The organism is Arthrobacter sp. 49Tsu3.1M3 (genome assembly GCF_900168135.1).
Classification (GTDB): domain Bacteria; phylum Actinomycetota; class Actinomycetes; order Actinomycetales; family Micrococcaceae; genus Arthrobacter.
On sequence record NZ_FUZD01000004.1, the window covers coordinates 198,758 to 215,951 of the forward strand.

14 protein-coding genes are annotated in these 17,194 nt (G+C 68.7%); 3 read left to right on the forward strand and 11 right to left on the reverse strand.

What is annotated here, in order from left to right:
• Positions 1 to 26: 26 nt before the first annotated feature.
• Together B5X90_RS07540 and tdh are read right to left on the reverse strand one after the other, a co-directional pair.
• Positions 27 to 1,238: a glycine C-acetyltransferase gene (locus B5X90_RS07540; RefSeq protein ID WP_079551526.1), complete on the reverse strand. Its 1,212-nt coding sequence runs from the start codon at positions 1,236 to 1,238 to the stop codon at positions 27 to 29.
• 98 nt (positions 1,239 to 1,336) lie between these two features.
• Positions 1,337 to 2,383: an L-threonine 3-dehydrogenase gene (tdh, locus tag B5X90_RS07545; RefSeq protein ID WP_026537692.1), complete on the reverse strand. Its 1,047-nt coding sequence runs from the start codon at positions 2,381 to 2,383 to the stop codon at positions 1,337 to 1,339.
• Positions 2,384 to 2,549: 166 nt separating this feature from the next.
• Here tdh and B5X90_RS07550 point away from each other — a divergent pair, with 166 nt between their 5' ends.
• Positions 2,550 to 3,458 (forward strand): LysR family transcriptional regulator, encoded by a 909-nt coding sequence (locus B5X90_RS07550; protein ID WP_079551528.1) that lies wholly within the window; start codon positions 2,550 to 2,552, stop codon positions 3,456 to 3,458.
• Positions 3,459 to 3,461: 3 nt separating this feature from the next.
• Here the strand turns inward: B5X90_RS07550 and gatB are convergent, their stop codons facing one another.
• The 4 genes from gatB to B5X90_RS07570 all read right to left on the reverse strand — a co-directional run bounded on the left by gatB (position 3,462) and on the right by B5X90_RS07570 (position 8,471).
• Positions 3,462 to 4,967, reverse strand: a complete 1,506-nt coding sequence (gene gatB, locus B5X90_RS07555) for an Asp-tRNA(Asn)/Glu-tRNA(Gln) amidotransferase subunit GatB (RefSeq protein WP_079551530.1) — start codon at positions 4,965 to 4,967, stop codon at positions 3,462 to 3,464.
• Positions 4,967 to 6,520, reverse strand: coding sequence for an Asp-tRNA(Asn)/Glu-tRNA(Gln) amidotransferase subunit GatA (gene gatA, locus B5X90_RS07560; protein ID WP_079551532.1), 1,554 nt, complete (start codon positions 6,518 to 6,520; stop codon positions 4,967 to 4,969). The genes gatB and gatA overlap by 1 nt, the downstream gene beginning before the upstream one ends.
• A gap of 4 nt (positions 6,521 to 6,524) precedes the next feature.
• Positions 6,525 to 6,821: an Asp-tRNA(Asn)/Glu-tRNA(Gln) amidotransferase subunit GatC gene (gatC, locus tag B5X90_RS07565; protein WP_026537696.1), complete on the reverse strand. Its 297-nt coding sequence runs from the start codon at positions 6,819 to 6,821 to the stop codon at positions 6,525 to 6,527.
• Positions 6,822 to 6,998: 177 nt separating this feature from the next.
• Entirely contained in the window at positions 6,999 to 8,471 is a 1,473-nt protein-coding gene (locus B5X90_RS07570) for a CitMHS family transporter (protein ID WP_079551535.1), read from the reverse strand.
• 169 nt (positions 8,472 to 8,640) lie between these two features.
• Between B5X90_RS07570 and B5X90_RS07575 the strand changes: the two genes are divergently transcribed.
• On the forward strand, positions 8,641 to 10,410 hold the full coding sequence (locus B5X90_RS07575) for a sensor histidine kinase (RefSeq protein WP_079551537.1): 1,770 nt from the start codon (positions 8,641 to 8,643) through the stop codon (positions 10,408 to 10,410).
• A complete protein-coding gene (locus B5X90_RS07580; protein ID WP_079551539.1) occupies positions 10,403 to 11,074 on the forward strand; it encodes a response regulator in 672 nt (223 codons plus the stop codon). The genes B5X90_RS07575 and B5X90_RS07580 overlap by 8 nt, the downstream gene beginning before the upstream one ends.
• A gap of 28 nt (positions 11,075 to 11,102) precedes the next feature.
• On the opposite strand, the gene B5X90_RS07585 is transcribed toward B5X90_RS07580, so the two are convergent.
• The 5 genes from B5X90_RS07585 to ligA all read right to left on the reverse strand — a co-directional run bounded on the left by B5X90_RS07585 (position 11,103) and on the right by ligA (position 17,105).
• Positions 11,103 to 12,818 carry a SulP family inorganic anion transporter gene (locus tag B5X90_RS07585; RefSeq protein ID WP_079551542.1) on the reverse strand — a complete coding sequence of 572 codons (1,716 nt, stop codon included), beginning with the start codon at positions 12,816 to 12,818 and terminating at the stop codon, positions 11,103 to 11,105.
• 61 nt (positions 12,819 to 12,879) lie between these two features.
• Entirely contained in the window at positions 12,880 to 13,263 is a 384-nt protein-coding gene (locus tag B5X90_RS07590; protein ID WP_079551544.1) for a RidA family protein, read from the reverse strand.
• A 124-nt stretch (positions 13,264 to 13,387) separates the two neighbouring features.
• Positions 13,388 to 13,891, reverse strand: coding sequence for a GNAT family N-acetyltransferase (locus tag B5X90_RS07595; protein WP_018774599.1), 504 nt, complete (start codon positions 13,889 to 13,891; stop codon positions 13,388 to 13,390).
• Between the two features lie 125 nt (positions 13,892 to 14,016).
• Positions 14,017 to 14,853, reverse strand: coding sequence for an inositol monophosphatase family protein (locus B5X90_RS07600; RefSeq protein ID WP_079551546.1), 837 nt, complete (start codon positions 14,851 to 14,853; stop codon positions 14,017 to 14,019).
• Entirely contained in the window at positions 14,850 to 17,105 is a 2,256-nt protein-coding gene (gene ligA / locus B5X90_RS07605; protein WP_079551730.1) for an NAD-dependent DNA ligase LigA, read from the reverse strand. The genes B5X90_RS07600 and ligA overlap by 4 nt, the downstream gene beginning before the upstream one ends.
• Between the last annotated feature and the right edge of the window lie 89 nt (positions 17,106 to 17,194).

Consider the following 17,194-nt stretch of genomic DNA (forward strand, 5'->3'; position numbering starts at 1 on the left):
GGGCCCGGCCCTGTCGACCAGGCGGGCTAGGCTGCGGCCACCACCGCGCGGCTGCGGACGAATGCCTGGACGCAGGCCTCGACGTCGTCGGAGCTGTGCGCAGCGGAGAGCTGCACGCGGATCCGTGCGGCACCCTTGGGCACTACCGGGTAGCTGAACGCGGTGACGAAGACGCCGTTGTGGAGCATGGCGTCAGCCACCTTGGCGGCCATGACGGCGTCGCCGAACATCACCGGGACAATGGCGTGCTCGCCGGGGAGCAGGTCGAAACCTTCCTCGCTCATGCGGTTGCGGAAGAGTTCAGCGTTCGCGAAGAGCTTGCCGCGCAGTTCGCCGGAGTTTTCCACGAGGTCCAGGGCCTTGAGCGTGGCCGCGACGATCGCCGGGGCCAGCGAGTTGGAGAACAGGTACGGGCGGGCCTTCTGGCGGAGCATCGCCACGACCTCGCCGCGGCCCGAGACGTAGCCGCCGGAGGCGCCGCCGAGGGCCTTGCCGAACGTGCCGGTGTAGATGTCCACGCGGTCCGAGACGCCGGCGTGTTCCGGTGTGCCGGCACCCGTGGTTCCCATGAAGCCCACGGCGTGGGAATCGTCCACCATGACCAGGGCATCGTACTTGTCGGCGAGGTCGCAGATCGCTTCGAGCGGGGCCAGGAAGCCGTCCATCGAGAAGACGCCGTCCGTGACGATGATCTTGCGGCGGGCCGGGTTCTCCTGCGTGGTGGCCTCGATCAGCTTGGATTCGAGGTCCGCCATGTCCTGGTTGGCGTAGCGGAAGCGCTGGGCCTTGCAGAGCCGGATGCCGTCAATGATGGACGCGTGGTTCAGGGCGTCCGAGATGACGGCGTCTTCCGGGCCGAAGAGGGACTCGAACACGCCGCCGTTGGCGTCGAAGCAGCTGGAGAACAGGATGGTGTCCTCGGTGCCGAGGAACGCCGAGACGCGCTTCTCCAGTGCCAGGTGCAGGTCCTGGGTGCCGCAGATGAAGCGGACGCTGGCCATGCCGAAGCCGCGCTCGTCCATGGCGGTCTTCGCCGCGGCGATGATGTCCGGGTGGTCGGCGAGGCCCAGGTAGTTGTTGGCGCAGAAGTTCAGCACTTCGGCGCCGGACTCGCCGATCTGCCCGGCCTTGATGCGGTTGGCCTGCGGCGAGTCGATGTGCCGCTCGGTCTTGAACAGGCCGGCGCTGCGGATCTCATCGAGTTCGTGCTGCAGCTGGTCCTTGATGGCTGAATACATGGGTTGGCTCCTCGGCTGGTTGGATGCGGGGGCAAAATGCTGTGCGTGGAAGGCGGTGTCTGGCAGGGGCCCCGGAAGCGGGCGGTGCGGAAAGGGACCTAGAAAACGGTCCAGTCGAGGACCACCTTGCCGCCGACTCCGGCGCGGGCCACCTCGAAACCCTTTTCCCAGTCGGTGGCCGGCAGCGTGTCCGTGACCACGGCCGAGATGTTCGCGTGCAGGACCGGGTTGGAGGAGAGCATGGCGCTCATCGCGTACCAGGTCTCGAACATTTCGCGGCCGTAGATGCCCTTCATGGTCAGCATGTGCGTGACCACCTTGCCCCAGTTGATGTCTATGGACTGGCTGGGCAGTCCCAGCATCGCGATCCGGCCGCCGTGGTTCATGTTGTCGATCATCTCAGGCAGCGCGGTGGGGTGTCCCGACATTTCCATGCCGATGTCGAAGCCTTCGCGCATGCCGAGTTCGCGCTGGGCGTCCTTGACCCGCATCTTCGAGACATCGATCGCGAGGTCGACGCCGAGCCGGCGGGCCAGTTCCAGCCGGGGCGCGGAGACGTCGGTGATCGCGATCTTGCGGGCGCCCGCGTGCCGGGCGACGGCGATCGCCATCAGGCCGATGGGTCCGGCGCCGGTGATCAGCACGTCCTCGCCGACCAGCGGGAAGCTCAGGGCCGTGTGGACGGCGTTGCCGAAGGGGTCGAAGATGGCGCCGAGCTCCGGGGTGACGGAGGGGTCCTGGTGGACCCAGACGTTGGTCTCGGGGATCACCACGTACTCGGCGAAGGCGCCGTCGCGCTGGACGCCGACGCTGACGGTGTTGATGCACATCTGCCGGCGGCCGGCGCGGCAGTTGCGGCAGATGCCGCAGACGATGTGGCCTTCGCCGGAGACCCGGTCCCCCACCTTGACGTCCAGGACGTCCTCGCCGGTCTCCACGACCTCGCCGTAGAACTCGTGGCCTGCGATCAGCGGGGCGTTGATAATGCCTTGCGCCCAGGCGTCCCAGGACTGGATGTGCAGGTCGGTGCCGCAGATGCCAGTGGTCATGACGCGGATCTTGACGTCGCCGGGGCCGGTCTCCGGCTCGGGACGGTCAACGAGCTCGAACCCTGCGTGGGCGCCGGCCTTGTAGAGAGCCTTCATGGGCCTTCCTAACTGTGCTTTTTGTGTCCTGCTCCGCGCGTCCTGTTCGCCGTGCGGCACGGGCGTGTGGGTCAACTCACCCCATTAGACCCACCAGAAAGCATTAGCACAACCGAATTTTTCTCAATCGACGAATTAGCAATAGCTGTTGCATAGAATGGCTGGCATGGAAATCCACCAGCTGGAGATGTTGCGCGAACTCGGAGCACTGGGCAGCGTCAAGGCCGTCGCCGAAACCCTCCTGGTGACGCCGTCTGCCGTGTCCCAGCAACTGGCCGCGCTGCAGAAGACCGTGGAGGTGCCGCTGACCCGCAAGGAGGGCCGGAACCTGGTGCTTACGGAGGCCGGCCAGGTGCTGGCGGACGCCGGGGCCGCGGTGGTCAGCGCCATGGCGGATGCGAAGATGGCGATCGGCGCCTACCATGGCTCACCGGTGGCGCCGGTGACGCTCAGCGGTTTCCACAGTGCCGGGCAGGCGTTGTTCGCGCCGCTGGCCCGGCTGCTGGACGGCCCGGGCCAGCCGCGGATCCTGCTCTCCGACGAGGACGTCGCGCAGCAGGACTTCCCGGCCCTGACGGCGCGCTATGACCTGGTCCTGGCCCACCGGATGGATCACAGCCCGCGCTGGCCCGAGGAACGCGTCGCCGTGATCCCGCTCGCCCACGAGCCGCTGGACGTGGCGCTGCCGGCCGGGCACCGGCTGGCAGGGCAGCGCGCGGTGACGGCGGACGACGTCGTGGGCGAACCGTGGGTGACGAGCCGCGCCGGCTACTCCCCCGCCGACGTGCTCTCCGCCGTCGCGGCGGTCTCCAGCCGTGAGCTGAACATTGTGCACCGGATCAACGACTACTCGACCGTGGCGGCGCTCGTGGCGGCCGGCGGTGTGATCGGCCTGCTGCCGCGGCATACTGCGCGGCCTGTGCTGAACCCGGACATTGTGCTGCGGCCGCTGGAGGGCATCAGCACCCGGCGCCGGATCGACCTCCTGGCGCGGCCGGAGAACCTTAAACGCACATCGGTCATGATGGTCTGCGAAGCACTGCAGACCATCATGACCGATTTAGTGGGCGGTTAGGGGCTAGCCCTCGACGCCGAGGCGCTCCAGGATCAGCTCCCGGACGCGGCCGGCGTCGGCCTGGCCGCGGGTGGCCTTCATGACGCCGCCGACGATCGCGCCGATCGCCTGGATCTTGCCGCCGCGGATTTTGTCCGCGACGCCGGCCTGCGCGGCGAGGGCCGCGTCGATGGCTTCGAGCAGCGGGCCGTCGTCGGAGACCACGGCGAGGCCGCGCTTCTCGACGATTTCCGCCGGGGTGCCTTCGCCGGCGAGGACGCCGTCCAGGACCTCGGAGGCCATCTTGTTGTTGATCTTGCCGTCTTCCACCATCTTGTTCAGTTCCACGATGGTGGCCGGGTTGACGCCCAGCTGGCCGGGATCGACGTCGGCGTTCTTGGCGCGGCCGACGATCTCGCCCATCCACCATTTGCGGGCCACGGTGGCGGTGGCGCCGGCGGCGATGGTTTCCTCGATCTCGTCCATGACGCCGGCGTTGACCACGTCGCGGAACTCCAGGTCCGAGTAGCCCCAGTCGGCCTGCAGGCGCTTGCGGCGGGCGGCCGGCGGCTCGGGCAGGGTGGCCCGGAGCTCCTCGACCCATTCGCGGGACGCGGTGATCGGGACCAGGTCAGGTTCCGGGAAGTAGCGGTAGTCGTCGGCGTCGGACTTGGCCCGGCCCGACGTCGTGGTCCGGGTGTCCTCGTGCCAGTGGCGTGTTTCCTGGATGACCGGCTCGCCGGAGTCCAGCACGGCGGCGTGCCGCTGGATCTCGTAGCGGACGGCGTGTTCGACGGCGCGCAGCGAGTTGACGTTCTTGGTCTCCGAGCGGATGCCGAAGCGTTCGCGGCCGTGCGGGCGCAGCGAGACGTTGGCGTCGCACCGGACGTTGCCGCGTTCCATCTTCGCGTCCGAGACCCCGAGGTTCTTGACGATTTCACGGACGGCGGCCACGTAGGCCTTGGCGAGTTCGGGGGCGCGGCTGCCGGCGCCCTCGATCGGCTTGGTGACGATCTCGACGAGCGGCACGCCGGAGCGGTTGTAGTCCACCAGGGAGTAGTCCGCGCCCTGGATGCGGCCGGTGGCGCCGCCCATGTGGGTCAGCTTGCCGGCGTCCTCCTCCATGTGCGCGCGTTCAATTTCGACGCGGAACACGGTGCCGTCGGAGAGCTCGATGTCCAGGTAGCCGTCGTACGCGATGGGCTCGTCGTACTGGGAGGTCTGGAAGTTCTTCGGGGTGTCCGGGTAGAAGTAGTTCTTCCGGGCGAAGCGGCATTTCTCGGCGATCTTGCAGTTCAGCGCCAGGCCGATCTTGATCGAGGACTCGATCGCGGTCTTGTTCACCACCGGCAGCACGCCGGGCATGCCAAGGTCCACCTCGTTGACGTTGGTGTTCGGCTCGTCGCCGAAGACGTTCGGCGCGGAGGAGAACATCTTGGTCTTGGTGTTGAGCTCCACGTGGACCTCGAAACCCAGGACGGGATCGTACTTGTCCATCGCCTCTTCGAAGCTGAGGGTTGCGTCAGTCATTAGTGTGAGCCTCCGTGGCTTGAAACGGCAGAATCAGTGAGCGAGGGGGCCTTGTCCAGCAGCGGGCCGCCCCACTGCGCCTCGAGCAGGGATTCCAGGACCGCGCCGACGCGGTACAGGCGGGCGTCCTGGCGGGCCGGGGCCAGGAGCTGGATGCCCACGGGCAGCCCGTCCTCGTCGGCCAGGCCGCCGGGCAGGGACAGTCCAGGGACGCCTGCCATGTTCGCCGGGATGGTGGCGACGTCGTTGAGGTACATCGCCAGCGGGTCGTTGAGCTTCTCGCCGAGCTTGAACGCCGTGGTCGGTGCCGTCGGGGAAATCAGCACGTCGGCCTTTTCAAACGCGGCGTCGAAGTCGCGCTGGATCAGGGTGCGCACCTTCTGGGCCGAGCCGTAGTAGGCGTCGTAGTAGCCGGCGCTCAGGGCGTAGGTGCCCAGGATGATGCGGCGCTTCACCTCGTCGCCGAAGCCGGCGGCGCGCGTGGCGCCCATGACCCGCTCGATGGTCAGCGGTCCCTGTTCGGGCAGGACCCGCAGGCCGTAGCGGACGCCGTCGAACTTGGCCAGGTTGGAGGAAGCCTCAGACGGCATGATCAGGTAGTAGGCGCCCAGGGCGTACTTGAAGTTGGGGCAGGAGACCTCGACGATCTCGGCGCCCGCGCCCTTGAGCAGCTCGAGCGATTCGTTGAAGCGGTTCTCGACGCCGGCCTGGTAGCCCTCGCCGTGGAGCTCCTTGATGATGCCGATCTTCATGCCCTCGACGTTGCCGGTCCGGGCCGCGGCCACGAGGTCCTCGAGCGGGTCCGGCAGCGAGGTGGAGTCGCGCGGATCGTGGCCGCCAATCACCTGGTGCAGCAGGGCCGAGTCAAGGACGGTGCGCGAGACCGGGCCGATCTGGTCCAGCGAGGAGGCCATGGCGATGGCGCCGTAGCGGGAGACGCCGCCGTAGGTGGGCTTGACGCCGACCGTGCCGGTGACGGCGCCGGGCTGGCGGATGGAGCCGCCGGTGTCCGTGCCGAGGGCCAGCGGGGCTTCGAAGGCTGCGACGGCGGCAGCGGAGCCGCCGCCGGAACCGCCGGGGATGCGGTCCAGGTCCCACGGGTTGTGCGTGGGCCCGTACGCGGAGTGCTCGGTGGAGGAGCCCATGGCGAATTCGTCGAGGTTTGTTTTGCCCAGGATCGGCATCTTGGCGGCGCGCAGGCGCTCGACGACGGTGGCATCGTAGGGGCTGTGCCAGCCTTCGAGGATCTTCGAGCCGGCCGTGGTGGGCTGGCCGATCGTGACGATGAGGTCCTTGACGGCGATCGGGACGCCCGCGAGGACGTGGAGCTCTTCGGCGGCGGCACCGCCGGCGGCGCGGATCGCATCCACTTCGGCGGCGACGGCGAGCGCCTCGTCGGCGTTGACGTGCAGGAAGGCGTGGACCTTGCCGTCAACGGCGGCGATGCGGTCCAGGTACGCCTGGGTGACCTCGACGGCGGTGATCTCGCGGGCGGCCAGCTTCTCGGCGAGCGCGGCGGCGGAGAGGCGGATCAGTTCGTTGTTCTCAGTCATGGTCTTAGTCCTCATCCAGGATTGCCGGGACCTTGAAACGGCCTTCGTACGCGTCGGGGGCACCGGAGAGGGATTGCTCGGCCGTAAACGTGTGGCCCACGACGTCCTCGCGGAACACATTGGTCAGCGGAATCGGGTGGGACGTGGCCGGGACGTCATCACCGGCGGCTTCACTGACGGACTTCACTGAATCCACGATGACGGCGAGTTCGCCGGCCATCCTGTCCAGCTCTTCAGCACTCATCTCGATGTGCGCGAGTTGCGCGAGATGCGCGACGTCGTCGCGGTTGATCGCAGCCATGGATCTCCCCTGCAAGGTATGGATAATTTTCCGTCCCAGTCTACGTGGGTTGAACTGCTGTTACTGTCCGGCGCCGAGAAGGACGACGACAAACAACGCGGGGTCACTTACGGCCTATCCGGAGGTCCGGGATGGGCGGTAAGTGACCCCGCGTTGTTTCGTGCAGGGGCGGGCTGGTCAGCCGATGCCGATGGCTCCGGTGAGCACGCCGACGCCGAGCATCACCAGGGAGATCACGGCCGTGCGCCACAGGACCTTCTTGTGGTGGTCGCCCAGGTCCACCTTGGCGAGGGAGACCAGGAGCAGGATCGCCGGGACCAGGGGGCTCTGGAGGTGGAATGGCTGGCCGGTGATGGAAGCGCGGGCCATGTCGGCTGCGCTGACGCCGTAGTGGGCCGCCGTTTCGCTCAGCACCGGCAGGACGCCGAAGTAGAAGGCGTCGTTGCTCATGAAGAACGTCATCGGGATGCTCAGGACACCGGTGATCACGGCCATCAGCGGGCCCATGTCGGACGGGATGATCTGGACCAGCCATTCCGACATGGCCTTGACCATGCCCGTGCCGTTGAGGACGCCGGTCAGGACCGAGGCGGCCATGACCATGCTGACGACGGCGACAATCGAGGGAGCGTGCGCGATCAGCTGGGCGCTCTGGTCCTTGACCTTGGGAAAGTTGACCAGCAGGGCGACGGCGGAGCCGACCATGAAGACGAACGGGAGCGGAATGACGTTGGCGACGAGCGTCACCATGACCGCGACCGTGAGGGCGAGGTTGAACCAGAACAGCTTGGGACGGAGGGTCTTGCGGTTGGGGTCCAGGGCGGTGTCGGCCATGGCGGAGTCGCGGTCGTCAACGAGGGAGTCGGCGCGCTCCAGCACTGCAACGGAGGATCCTTCCGGCGAGAGGGGCGAGGCTCCTGGGCCCTTGCGGCCGCGGATTCCGGTACCGCCGGCCGAGCTGCCGCCGGCTGCGCCGTCTGCATCGCCGTCGAAGGCTGCAGCTGTATCCGGGACGCCCCAGATCTCGGGGGCGACGGCGCGGAGGCGGTTGCGTTCCTGCAGGCCGAGCAGCCAGGAGAAGACCAGCACGACGATGAGTCCTGCGATGAGGGACGGGACCATGGGCACGAAGACATCGTTGACGTCGATCTTCAGCGCGGAGGCGGCGCGGGCGGTGGGGCCGCCCCAGGGCAGGATGTTCATGGTGCCGTTGGCCAGGCCGGCCACGCAGGTCAGGACCACGGGGCTCATCTTCAGCCGCAGGTAGACCGGCAGCATCGCCGCGGTGGTGAGGATGAAGGTGGTGGAGCCGTCGCCGTCGAGGGAGACCGCGGCCGCGAGGATGGCCGTGCCCAGGACCACCTTGGCGGGATCGTTGCCGAGCTTGCGCAGGATGAACCGGACCAGGGGGTCAAAGAGCCCGACGTCGATCATCAGCCCGAAGTAGATGATCGCGAACATCAGCAGCGCGGCGGTGGAGGTCATGGATTTCATGGAGTCCATGACCATCGGGCCGATGCCGAGGCCCGCGCCGGCGAAAAGCCCGAAGACTGTGGGAACAATGATGAGCGCCAGCACCGGCGTCAACTTCTTCGTCATGATCAGCACCATGAATACCGCGATCATGGCGAATCCTAGTAATACCAGCACGGCCGGCTCCTTCTTCGTTGAATGACACCACTCCGGTGTGATGCGCACTACAGACGTTAGAGTGGCGCCCGTCACGACTGGGCCTTTGGCTCAATTGATTGGCATACTGCTTATTGGATGCATTTTGCGCATTTTGCTCACGTCCGTTCCAACCCCAGGCAGGAGCCCGATGAAGCGCCGCACAGCTCTGCCGGCCTTGCGCTTTTCGACCCAGACACTGTTGCTGCAGCTCGGCGTCGTGGCGCTGGTGGTGCTGCTGAGCAGCGCCGTCCACGCTTGGCTGAGCTACGACCGGCTGGGCCGCGAGGCGGAGAACCAGGCGCTGACCCTGGCCCGGACCGTGGCCTCGGACCCCTCCGTGCGGGCAGAGGTCCAGGCCATCAGCGCCCTTCCCTCCGCTCCCCCGGCCGCCGAGCTGTTGGCCGGTCCGTTGATGGCCGCCGCGGAGGGTGCCCGCACCCGCACCGGGGCCCTGTTCGTGGTCATCACGGACGAGACCGGCATCCGGCTGGCGCACCCGGACGCGGAGCGGCTGGGCGAAAAGGTCAGTACCGACCCCTCGGACGCCCTCGCGGGCCGGGAGGTCACCACGCGGAACACGGGCACGCTGGGCCCGTCCGCCGGCGCCAAGGTCCCGGTCTACGCCCCGGACTCGACGGCGGTGGTGGGCGAGGTGAGCGTGGGCTACTCCACCGAGACGATCAGCCAAAGCCTGGCCCGCGACATCATCCCCATCGCCGTCACGGCCGCCGGCGCGCTGCTGGCCGGCGTGCTCGCCTCCTTCCTGCTGCGGCGGCGGCTGCAGCGGCTGACCCTCGGGCTTGAACCCGAGGAGATCAGCACCCTGGTGCACGATCAGGTGGCCGTGTTGCAGGGCGTCGACGACGGCGTGATCGGCGTTTCCGCCGACGGCAGGGTCAGCGTTTTCAACGCCGCCGCCCAGCGGCTGCTCGGTGTCCCCGACCTCGCAGGCACGGCCTGGGCCGACGCGCCGGTCCCGGAGCAGCTCAAGGCCCTGACCCGGGCCGATGCGGCCGAGGGTGAGGCGGTCGAACTCGTGGCCGGCGGCCGGGTACTGGTGGTGAGCGCCCGCAAGGCCCTGCACGGCCGCGAGGATCTGGGCTGGGTGGTGATGCTGCGGGACCGGACCGAGCTGCAGCAGCTGACCCGCCAGCTCGACGCCGTCGGCACCATGTCCGCGGCATTGCGGGCCCAGCGCCACGAGTTTGCCAACCAGCTGCACACGATCGCCGGTTTCATGAGCATCGGCCAGCCCCAGCAGGCCCAGGACTATCTCGCCAAACTGGCCGGCACCGGGCCGCTGGCGTTCCCCGTGGACCAGGCCGAGCTGCTCCAGGATCCCTACCTGCAGGCCTTCCTCGGTGCCAAGGGCGTCGAGGCGGACGAGCGCGGCGTGAGCCTCCGGCTCGGCCCGGAATCGGTGGTCCGAGGGCACGTTACCGAGCCCCAGGACGTCACCACGGTCTTGGGGAACCTGATCGACAACGCCGTGAACGCCGCCGTCGCCGGTTCCGCGGCCGAGCGCTGGGTGGAAGTCGAAGTGCTGGACGAACCGGGCATCAACGGAGGCGCCGGCACACTTCACATTGTGGTCGCCGATTCCGGCGACGGCCTGGGCGCCGGAATGACCGCCGCCGAGGCGGAGGCGGTCTTCGCGGAAGGCTACACGACCGCGGTCCGGCCGGCGCGCCCTGGCGCCGGGCACGGCCTGGGCCTGGCGCTGTCACGGCAGCTCGCGCGCCGCCGCGGCGGAGACGTGCGGGTGCTCGAAGCCGGCTCCCCCGGCGGCCCGGGTGCCGTTTTCGTCGCCACGCTGCCGGGAACCACCGAACCGGGGCCAACCTTGCCGGGAACCACCGAACCTACAACCACTGAGCTGCGAGCCACCGAAACACGCCGGGAGGACAATGATGTCTGAGGATTTCAGGGTGCTGATTGTCGATGATGATTTCCACGTCGCCAAGCTGCATGCCGCCTATGTGGATTCGGTGGCCGGTTTCCTGGCGCTGCCGCCGGCCGGCTCGGCGTCCCAGGCACTGCAGGCCATCCACAGCCTGCGCCCGGACCTGGTGCTGCTGGACGTCTACCTGCCGGACGCTTCGGGCCTGGACCTGCTGCACCAGCTGGACGTCGATACAGTGATCCTCAGCGCGGCCTCGGACACGGCCTCGCTGCGCCTCGCGTTCCGCCGCGGGGCACTGGGCTACCTGCTCAAGCCGTTCACGGCCGAATCGCTCTCGCAGCAGTTGCGCTCTTATGCACGCTACCGCCGGATCCTGGCCCAGCCGGGGTCCGTCAGCCAGGAGACGGTGGAGCGCGCCAAGCGCGCCCTGATCCCGGGCGACGTCGTCGCCTCCGCGCGTCCGCGCTCCGCCACCGAGGCCGCGGTGCTGGACTCCCTGGTGCCGGGCGAGCAGTATTCGGCCGCCGACGTCGCCGCCCGGGTGGGCGTGTCCCGGGCCACCGCCCAGCGGTATCTGTCCGCGCTGGCGGACGACGGCGCCGTCGACATCCAGCTGCGCTACGGCACTACCGGGCGGCCCGAGCACCGTTACGGAATCCCCGCTCCGGCCGGCCACTAGGCGCCTCGGCACAAACAGCGAGGGCAACCTAGGCGCCGTCGGGCTCCTTCTGTGCCGCCGCCTGCTCCGCCTGCACGGCCCGGTGGATGTTGCCGTGGATCATGCCCGACCCGATGCGCTCGATCACGCCGTCCCGCTCCAGGACCGCCCGGACCGCGGGCTTCAGCCGGGTCAGGCGCAGGTTGACCCCGGACTCCCGGGCGAGGGTGACGATGTCCGCCACCTTTGCCGCCCCCTGCGAGTCGACGAAGTTGATCCCGCCGCAGTCGAGCACGATCCCGGTGAGCCCCGGCGTCGACTGGATGACGTCGCGCAGGCGGTCCTCCAGTGCATCGGCCGTGGCGAAGAACAGGCCGCCGTCGAACCGGATCACGGCAATGCCGGGAACGGTCTCGTCGCCGGGATGCTCGCCGGCGTCACGGAAGACCTGGGTTCCGGGCTCGCGGCCGAGGGCGGGCATCTCCGGGTGGGTGGCCACCCGGACGAGCCAGATGAGCGAGAGGCCGATCCCGATGACGACGCCCGCCAGCACGCCGAAGATAAGGGTCCCTATGATCGCCGCGACCGCAATCCAGAAGTCGAACTTCTGCACGCGCGCCAGCCGCCGCATCTCGGGGACGTTCATCATCCCCATGACGACGGCCTCGATAATCAGCGCCGCCAGGACCGGCTTGGGGAGGATCGAGAACAGCGGCGCCAGGAAGAGCAGCGTGAGCAGCACGGTGATCCCCGAGGTAAGGGAGGCCAGGCCGGTCTTCGCCCCCGAGTGGTCGTTCAGCGAGCTCGCGGACAGGCTCGTCGAGACGGGCATCCCCTTGAAGAGTCCCGAGGCGATGTTGGCCATTGACTGGGCAATGGATTCCTGGTTGATGTCGATCTGGTAGCGGTGTTTGGCCGCGAACGCCCGGGCATCCCCGGCGGTCTGGGAGAAGCCGATCAGGACGAGTGCCACCGCCGCGAGGGCCACGGTGCCGATGTGGTCCCACATCAGCTGGCCGTCCGGGACCTGCAGCGAGGGAAGCCCCCGCGGGACGTCCCCCACAAGGGCCACCCCCTTGGCCCCAAGATCGAACAGCGCCTCCGCCGCCAGTCCCCCCACCACCAGGACCAGGGCGCCGGGGACTCCGGGGGCGATCGCTTTGAGTCCGAAGACCACGGCCAGTGCGATGACGCCAACCACCACGGTCGCCACGTGCGCCTCCCCCAGGGTCCCCAGCCACGACCACAGCTCCTGGATGGGGTTCGAGCCGGTGACCTCGGTCCCGGTGAGCTTGGGGAGCTCCCCGATCACGACGTCGATCGCCGCGCCGAAGAGGAAGCCGGTGACCACGGCCTTGGAGAGGAACTGCGCGATCCAGCCCATCTTGAGGACGGCAAGGAACAGGAACAGGATCCCGGAGGCGAGGGTGATTCCCGCAACGAAGGAGGCGACGTCCTGCTCTCCTGTGATGCCCGCCGCGAGCACGGCGCTGGCGGCCACTGCCGCCAGGCCCGAGCTGGGGCCCATCGAGATCTGCCGGCAGGTGCCGAAGATCGCGTACACGATGGCTCCGGCGGCCGCGGCGTAGAGGCCGTTCTGCAGCGGTATCCCGGCGATGCCGGCGTACCCCAGGTTTTTCGGGACTATCAGGGCCGCGACGGTGACCCCGGCGATCAGATCGCCGCGCAGCCACGAACGGTCGTAGGAGCGGAACTGGCCGATGAGGGGTACCCTGCCGGGCCCCGGCCCGGGCGCCTTGGTCATGCGCCAGTCTTACTCCGAGTCCGGACGTTCCGCCAGAGTCCAGGTGACCCCAGGCAGGTTTCTAGGTGGCGCTCTTCTGGGCGACGAGTTCGATCTCGACGAGCATCCTGGGATCCAGGAACGGCAGCACGTGAACGAGGGAGAGCGTGGGGCGGATGTCGCCGAAGACCTCGCCGTGGGCCCGGCCGGCCTCTTCCCACTGGCCGATATCCGTCAGGTACAGCTTGGACTGCACCACGTCCTCGAAGCCGAAGCCGGCCTCGGCCAGCACTGCGCCGAGCTTCTGCAGGATGTAGCTGGTCTGGGCGTAGAAGTCCTCGCCCACGATTCCGTCCTCGCCGCTGGCGGCGGTCGCGGAGATGTAGAGGGTGTTGTCCACCTGGACAGCCCGGGAATAACCGAGGGTCTGTTCCCAGGTGGAGCCGGTGCCGAAGGTCTTGCGCATGGTGGGCCTTTCGCAGTTTGCCGCAGGGATCGGCACAACTGTAGGGCGCCGGGCGCCCGGCCCGCCAAACCGGGTTGTTTTGTGTCGGCGGGCCTGCGTGGGGCCTCGGCGCCAACTAGTACAGCTAGAGTTCCTGGCGGTAAACGAGCAGTTTGATGTCCGTGCCCGGCACGAGCCAGTCGCGCTCCGGAGCCCGGAGGAAGCCGGTCTTCTGGTAGAGGCCGTGGGCGCTTTCCCAGCTCTCGCCCGTGGTGAGGGCCACGGCGTGGATACCGGGAAGGGCCCTGGCGTGCTCGATGATGGCCTGGACCATGGCCTTGCCGGCACCGCTGCGCTGCACGGAGGGGTCCACCACGAGCATCCTGAACTCGAGCTCGTCGCTGAAGGCGATGTCCGCGTAGGGCTCGCCGGCGACCGCCAGCGTCACGGAGCCGAGGATCCGGCCCTCACGCTCGGCGACCCAGACCGTCGCGGCCGCCGCGCGCTGCCCGACGTTCTGGATCTGCTGCATGTACGGGTGGTCGGCGCTCTCAAAGTAACCCGCCGCCAGGTAGGCGTCCCGGGTGATGCGCGCTATGGCGTCGAAGTCGGCCGGAACGGCGGGGCGAATGAGGATCTGCGAAGGCACCTGTCAATGGTACGGTCGCCCGGCCCGGGCCGTGCCCGGAAAGGCCGTTTCCGTGACTGAACTATCACTAAGGCCAATCTGCCAGGCGTATCACTCCAGCTGGGAGCCGGCCCGGCTGGACGACTTTAGAGCGGGAACTTGCCGGAGAGTTCCAGCGGTCCGGCGCACGTCCATGCGGCCAGGCGCTCGTCGTCGGACGGGCCGCCGGCCAGGGGGCTGGTGAGCCGCGGCCGGCGCACCCAGCAGCCTGCCTCCTCGGCGATCAGGGCCCCGGCGGCGAAGTCGTGTTCGTTGAGCCCGCGCTCACCGAAGGCGTCGTGCGTGCCGTCCGCCACGAGGCACAGGTCCAGTGCGGCGGACCCGAGCCGGCGCATGTCGGCGAAGCCGTCCATCAGGCTGCCGAGGCCTGCGGCCTGTTCCGCCCGGACGCCGGGATCGTAGCTGAAGCCCGTGGCCAGGATCTGGCCGGTCCGTCCGGGGACCGGGCCGAACAGGGCGGTCACCTGGCCGTGCTCCTGGAGCCAGGCGCCCTCGCCGCGGGACGCGTAGTAGGTGCGTCCCAGCGCCGGTGCGCTGACGACGCCGGCCAGCCAGACGCCGTCGGCGTCGGCCACCGCCACGGAGGTGGCGTAGTAGACGATGTTGCGGATGAAATTCGTGGTGCCATCGAGCGGGTCGATGGACCAGCGGTAGCCGCTGGGCTCCGCCGGCAGGACGGTGCCGCCTTCCTCTCCCGTGATGATGTCCCACGGCCGGGCTGCGGTGATGACGTCCCGGACGGCGGCTTCGGCGGCGAGGTCGAAGGCGGTCACCCAGTCTCCTGAGTCGCCTTTGTTGCTGACGTCCAGGGCCGCGGTTTTCCGGGTGGCCAGGACCGCGGCCCCCGCCGCCGCGGCCGACTTGGCCAGTTCGAGCAGCCCCGGAATACCAGGTGCGGGAGAACCCGCGGAGTGCGAACTCATTCGGCCGCCGCAACCCCGGCGCCGGGGGCCCCGCTGTCGTCGGCCGGCGCCTGGACTCTGTCTGGGCTGCCGTCCGCGCTGCTGCCCTGCACGCTCTCTGCTCTGCCGTCTGCCCCGGTGCCGGCCGGCCCGTTCGCCAGCAGGGCGCGGAAGCCGTCCTCATCCAGGACCGGGACGCCGAGCTGTTCGGCCTTGTCCAGTTTGGTGCCGGCGTTCTCGCCCGCCACCACGTAGCTGGTGTTCTTCGACACCGATCCGGCCGCCTTGCCGCCGCGGATCAGGATGGCTTCCTTGGCCTCATCGCGGCTGAAGCCCTCGAGACTCCCGGTCACCACCACGGTCAGCCCCTCCAGTGTCCTGGGCGTCGACTCGTCGCGTTCGTCCGCCATCCGGACGCCGGCGTCCGCCCAGCGGTCCACGATGTCGCGGTGCCAGTCCTCGGCGAACCATTCGGTCAGCGCCTGGGCGATGACCGGGCCCACGCCGTCGACGTGGGCGAGCTCCTCCTCGGAGGCCTGCCGGATGGCGTCCATGCTGCCGAACGCGGTGGCGAGGGCGCGTGAGGCCCGCGGGCCGACGTGCCGGATGGACAACGCCACCAGGATCCGCCACAGCGGCTGGGATTTCGCTTTTTCCAGCTCCCGGAAGAGCTTGTCCGTCGTGGCCGTGGGCTTGGACGGGGTCTTGGTGGTGGCCTTGGTGAAGAAGTAGGGCACCAGCTCGAATTCCCCGGTGCCGACGCCCTTGGAGCGCTTCTCCCGGCGGACACGGACGTCCGCGAGCTGCTCCGGAGTGAGGTCGAACAGGGTCGCCTCGGTGGTCAGCGGCGGCTCTGCGGGCTCGGCCGGCTGGGTCAGTGCGATGGCGGCTTCCCAACCGAGGGCCTCGATGTCGAAGGCGCCGCGGCCGGCAAGGTGGAAGACGCGTTCGCGCAGCTGCGCCGGGCAGGACCGGGAGTTGGGGCAGCGGATGTCCACGTCCCCTTCCTTCCCGGGGGCGAGCGGCGTGCCGCAGGCGGGGCATTCGGTGGGCATGATGAAGTCGCGGACGGGAGGGTCCTGCTGGTCCCGCAGCGCCAGCACCGGGCCCACAATTTCCGGAATCACGTCTCCGGCTTTGCGCAGCACCACGATGTCGCCGATCTTCACGCCCTTGGCCTTGACCACCTCCTGGTTGTGCAGGGTGGCCATTTCCACGGTGGAGCCCGCGACCTTCACCGGTTCCATCACGCCGTACGGGGTGACCCGGCCGGTGCGGCCGACGTTGACGGCGATGTCGAGCAGCTTGGTGTGGACCTCTTCGGGCGGGTACTTGTAGGCCACGGCCCAGCGCGGCACCCGGGTGGTGTAGCCCAGGGCCCGCTGGGTGGCGAAGTCGTCCACCTTGACCACAATGCCGTCGATCTCGTGGGTGAGGCTGTGCCGTTTGTCGCCGTAGCGTTTGATGAATTCCAGCACGTCGGCCAGCCCGGCCAGGACCTCGAAATACGGGCTCGTGGGCAGGCCCCACTCGGCGAGCCTGCGGTAGGTCTCGGACTGGCTGGCAGTGTCGAGACCCTCGCGGGCGCCGATGCCGTGGACGTACATCCGCAGCGGCCGCTTGGCGGTTTCCGCGGGGTCCTTCTGCCGCAGCGAACCTGCGGCGGCGTTGCGGGGGTTGGCCAGCGGCGCCTTGCCGGCCTCGATCAGGGCTTCGTTGAATTCCGCGAAGGCCTGCGAGGGGATGAAGACTTCGCCGCGGACTTCCATCTCCGCCGGGAAGCCGGTACCGCTGAGCTGCTGCGGGATTTCCTTGATGGTCAGGACGTTGTGCGTGATGTCCTCGCCGGTGGTGCCGTCCCCTCGGGTTGCGGCCCGGACCAGGGCCCCGTCGCGGTAGAGCAGGTTGACGGCCAGGCCGTCGATCTTCAGTTCGGTGAGCCACGACGGCGGGTTCCCGCCGTTGCCGAGCTTGGCGACGCCCGCCTCGGCCTTGACCATCCAGGCCTCCAGCTCCTCGAGCGAGAAGACATCCTCCAGGCTGTACATGCGCTGCAGGTGCTGCACGGCGGCAAACGCCGCTGACACCTCTCCGCCGACTTCCTGCGTGGGCGAATCGTTGGCCACCAGTTCCGGATGCATGGCTTCGAGGGTTTCCAGCCGCCGGTAGAGCTCGTCGAACTCGGCGTCGGAGATGATCGGCGCGTCCTGCTGGTAGTAGGCAAAGCGGTGCTTGCGGACCTGTTCCACAAGGTCCTCATACTCCGCGCGGATGTCCCCGGAGGGGACCTGCTCCCCCGCGGGGCCTTGAGGATCCGTGACGTGTCCGGGGCCTGCTTCGGCTGCTTCTTCAGTCCCTGCTG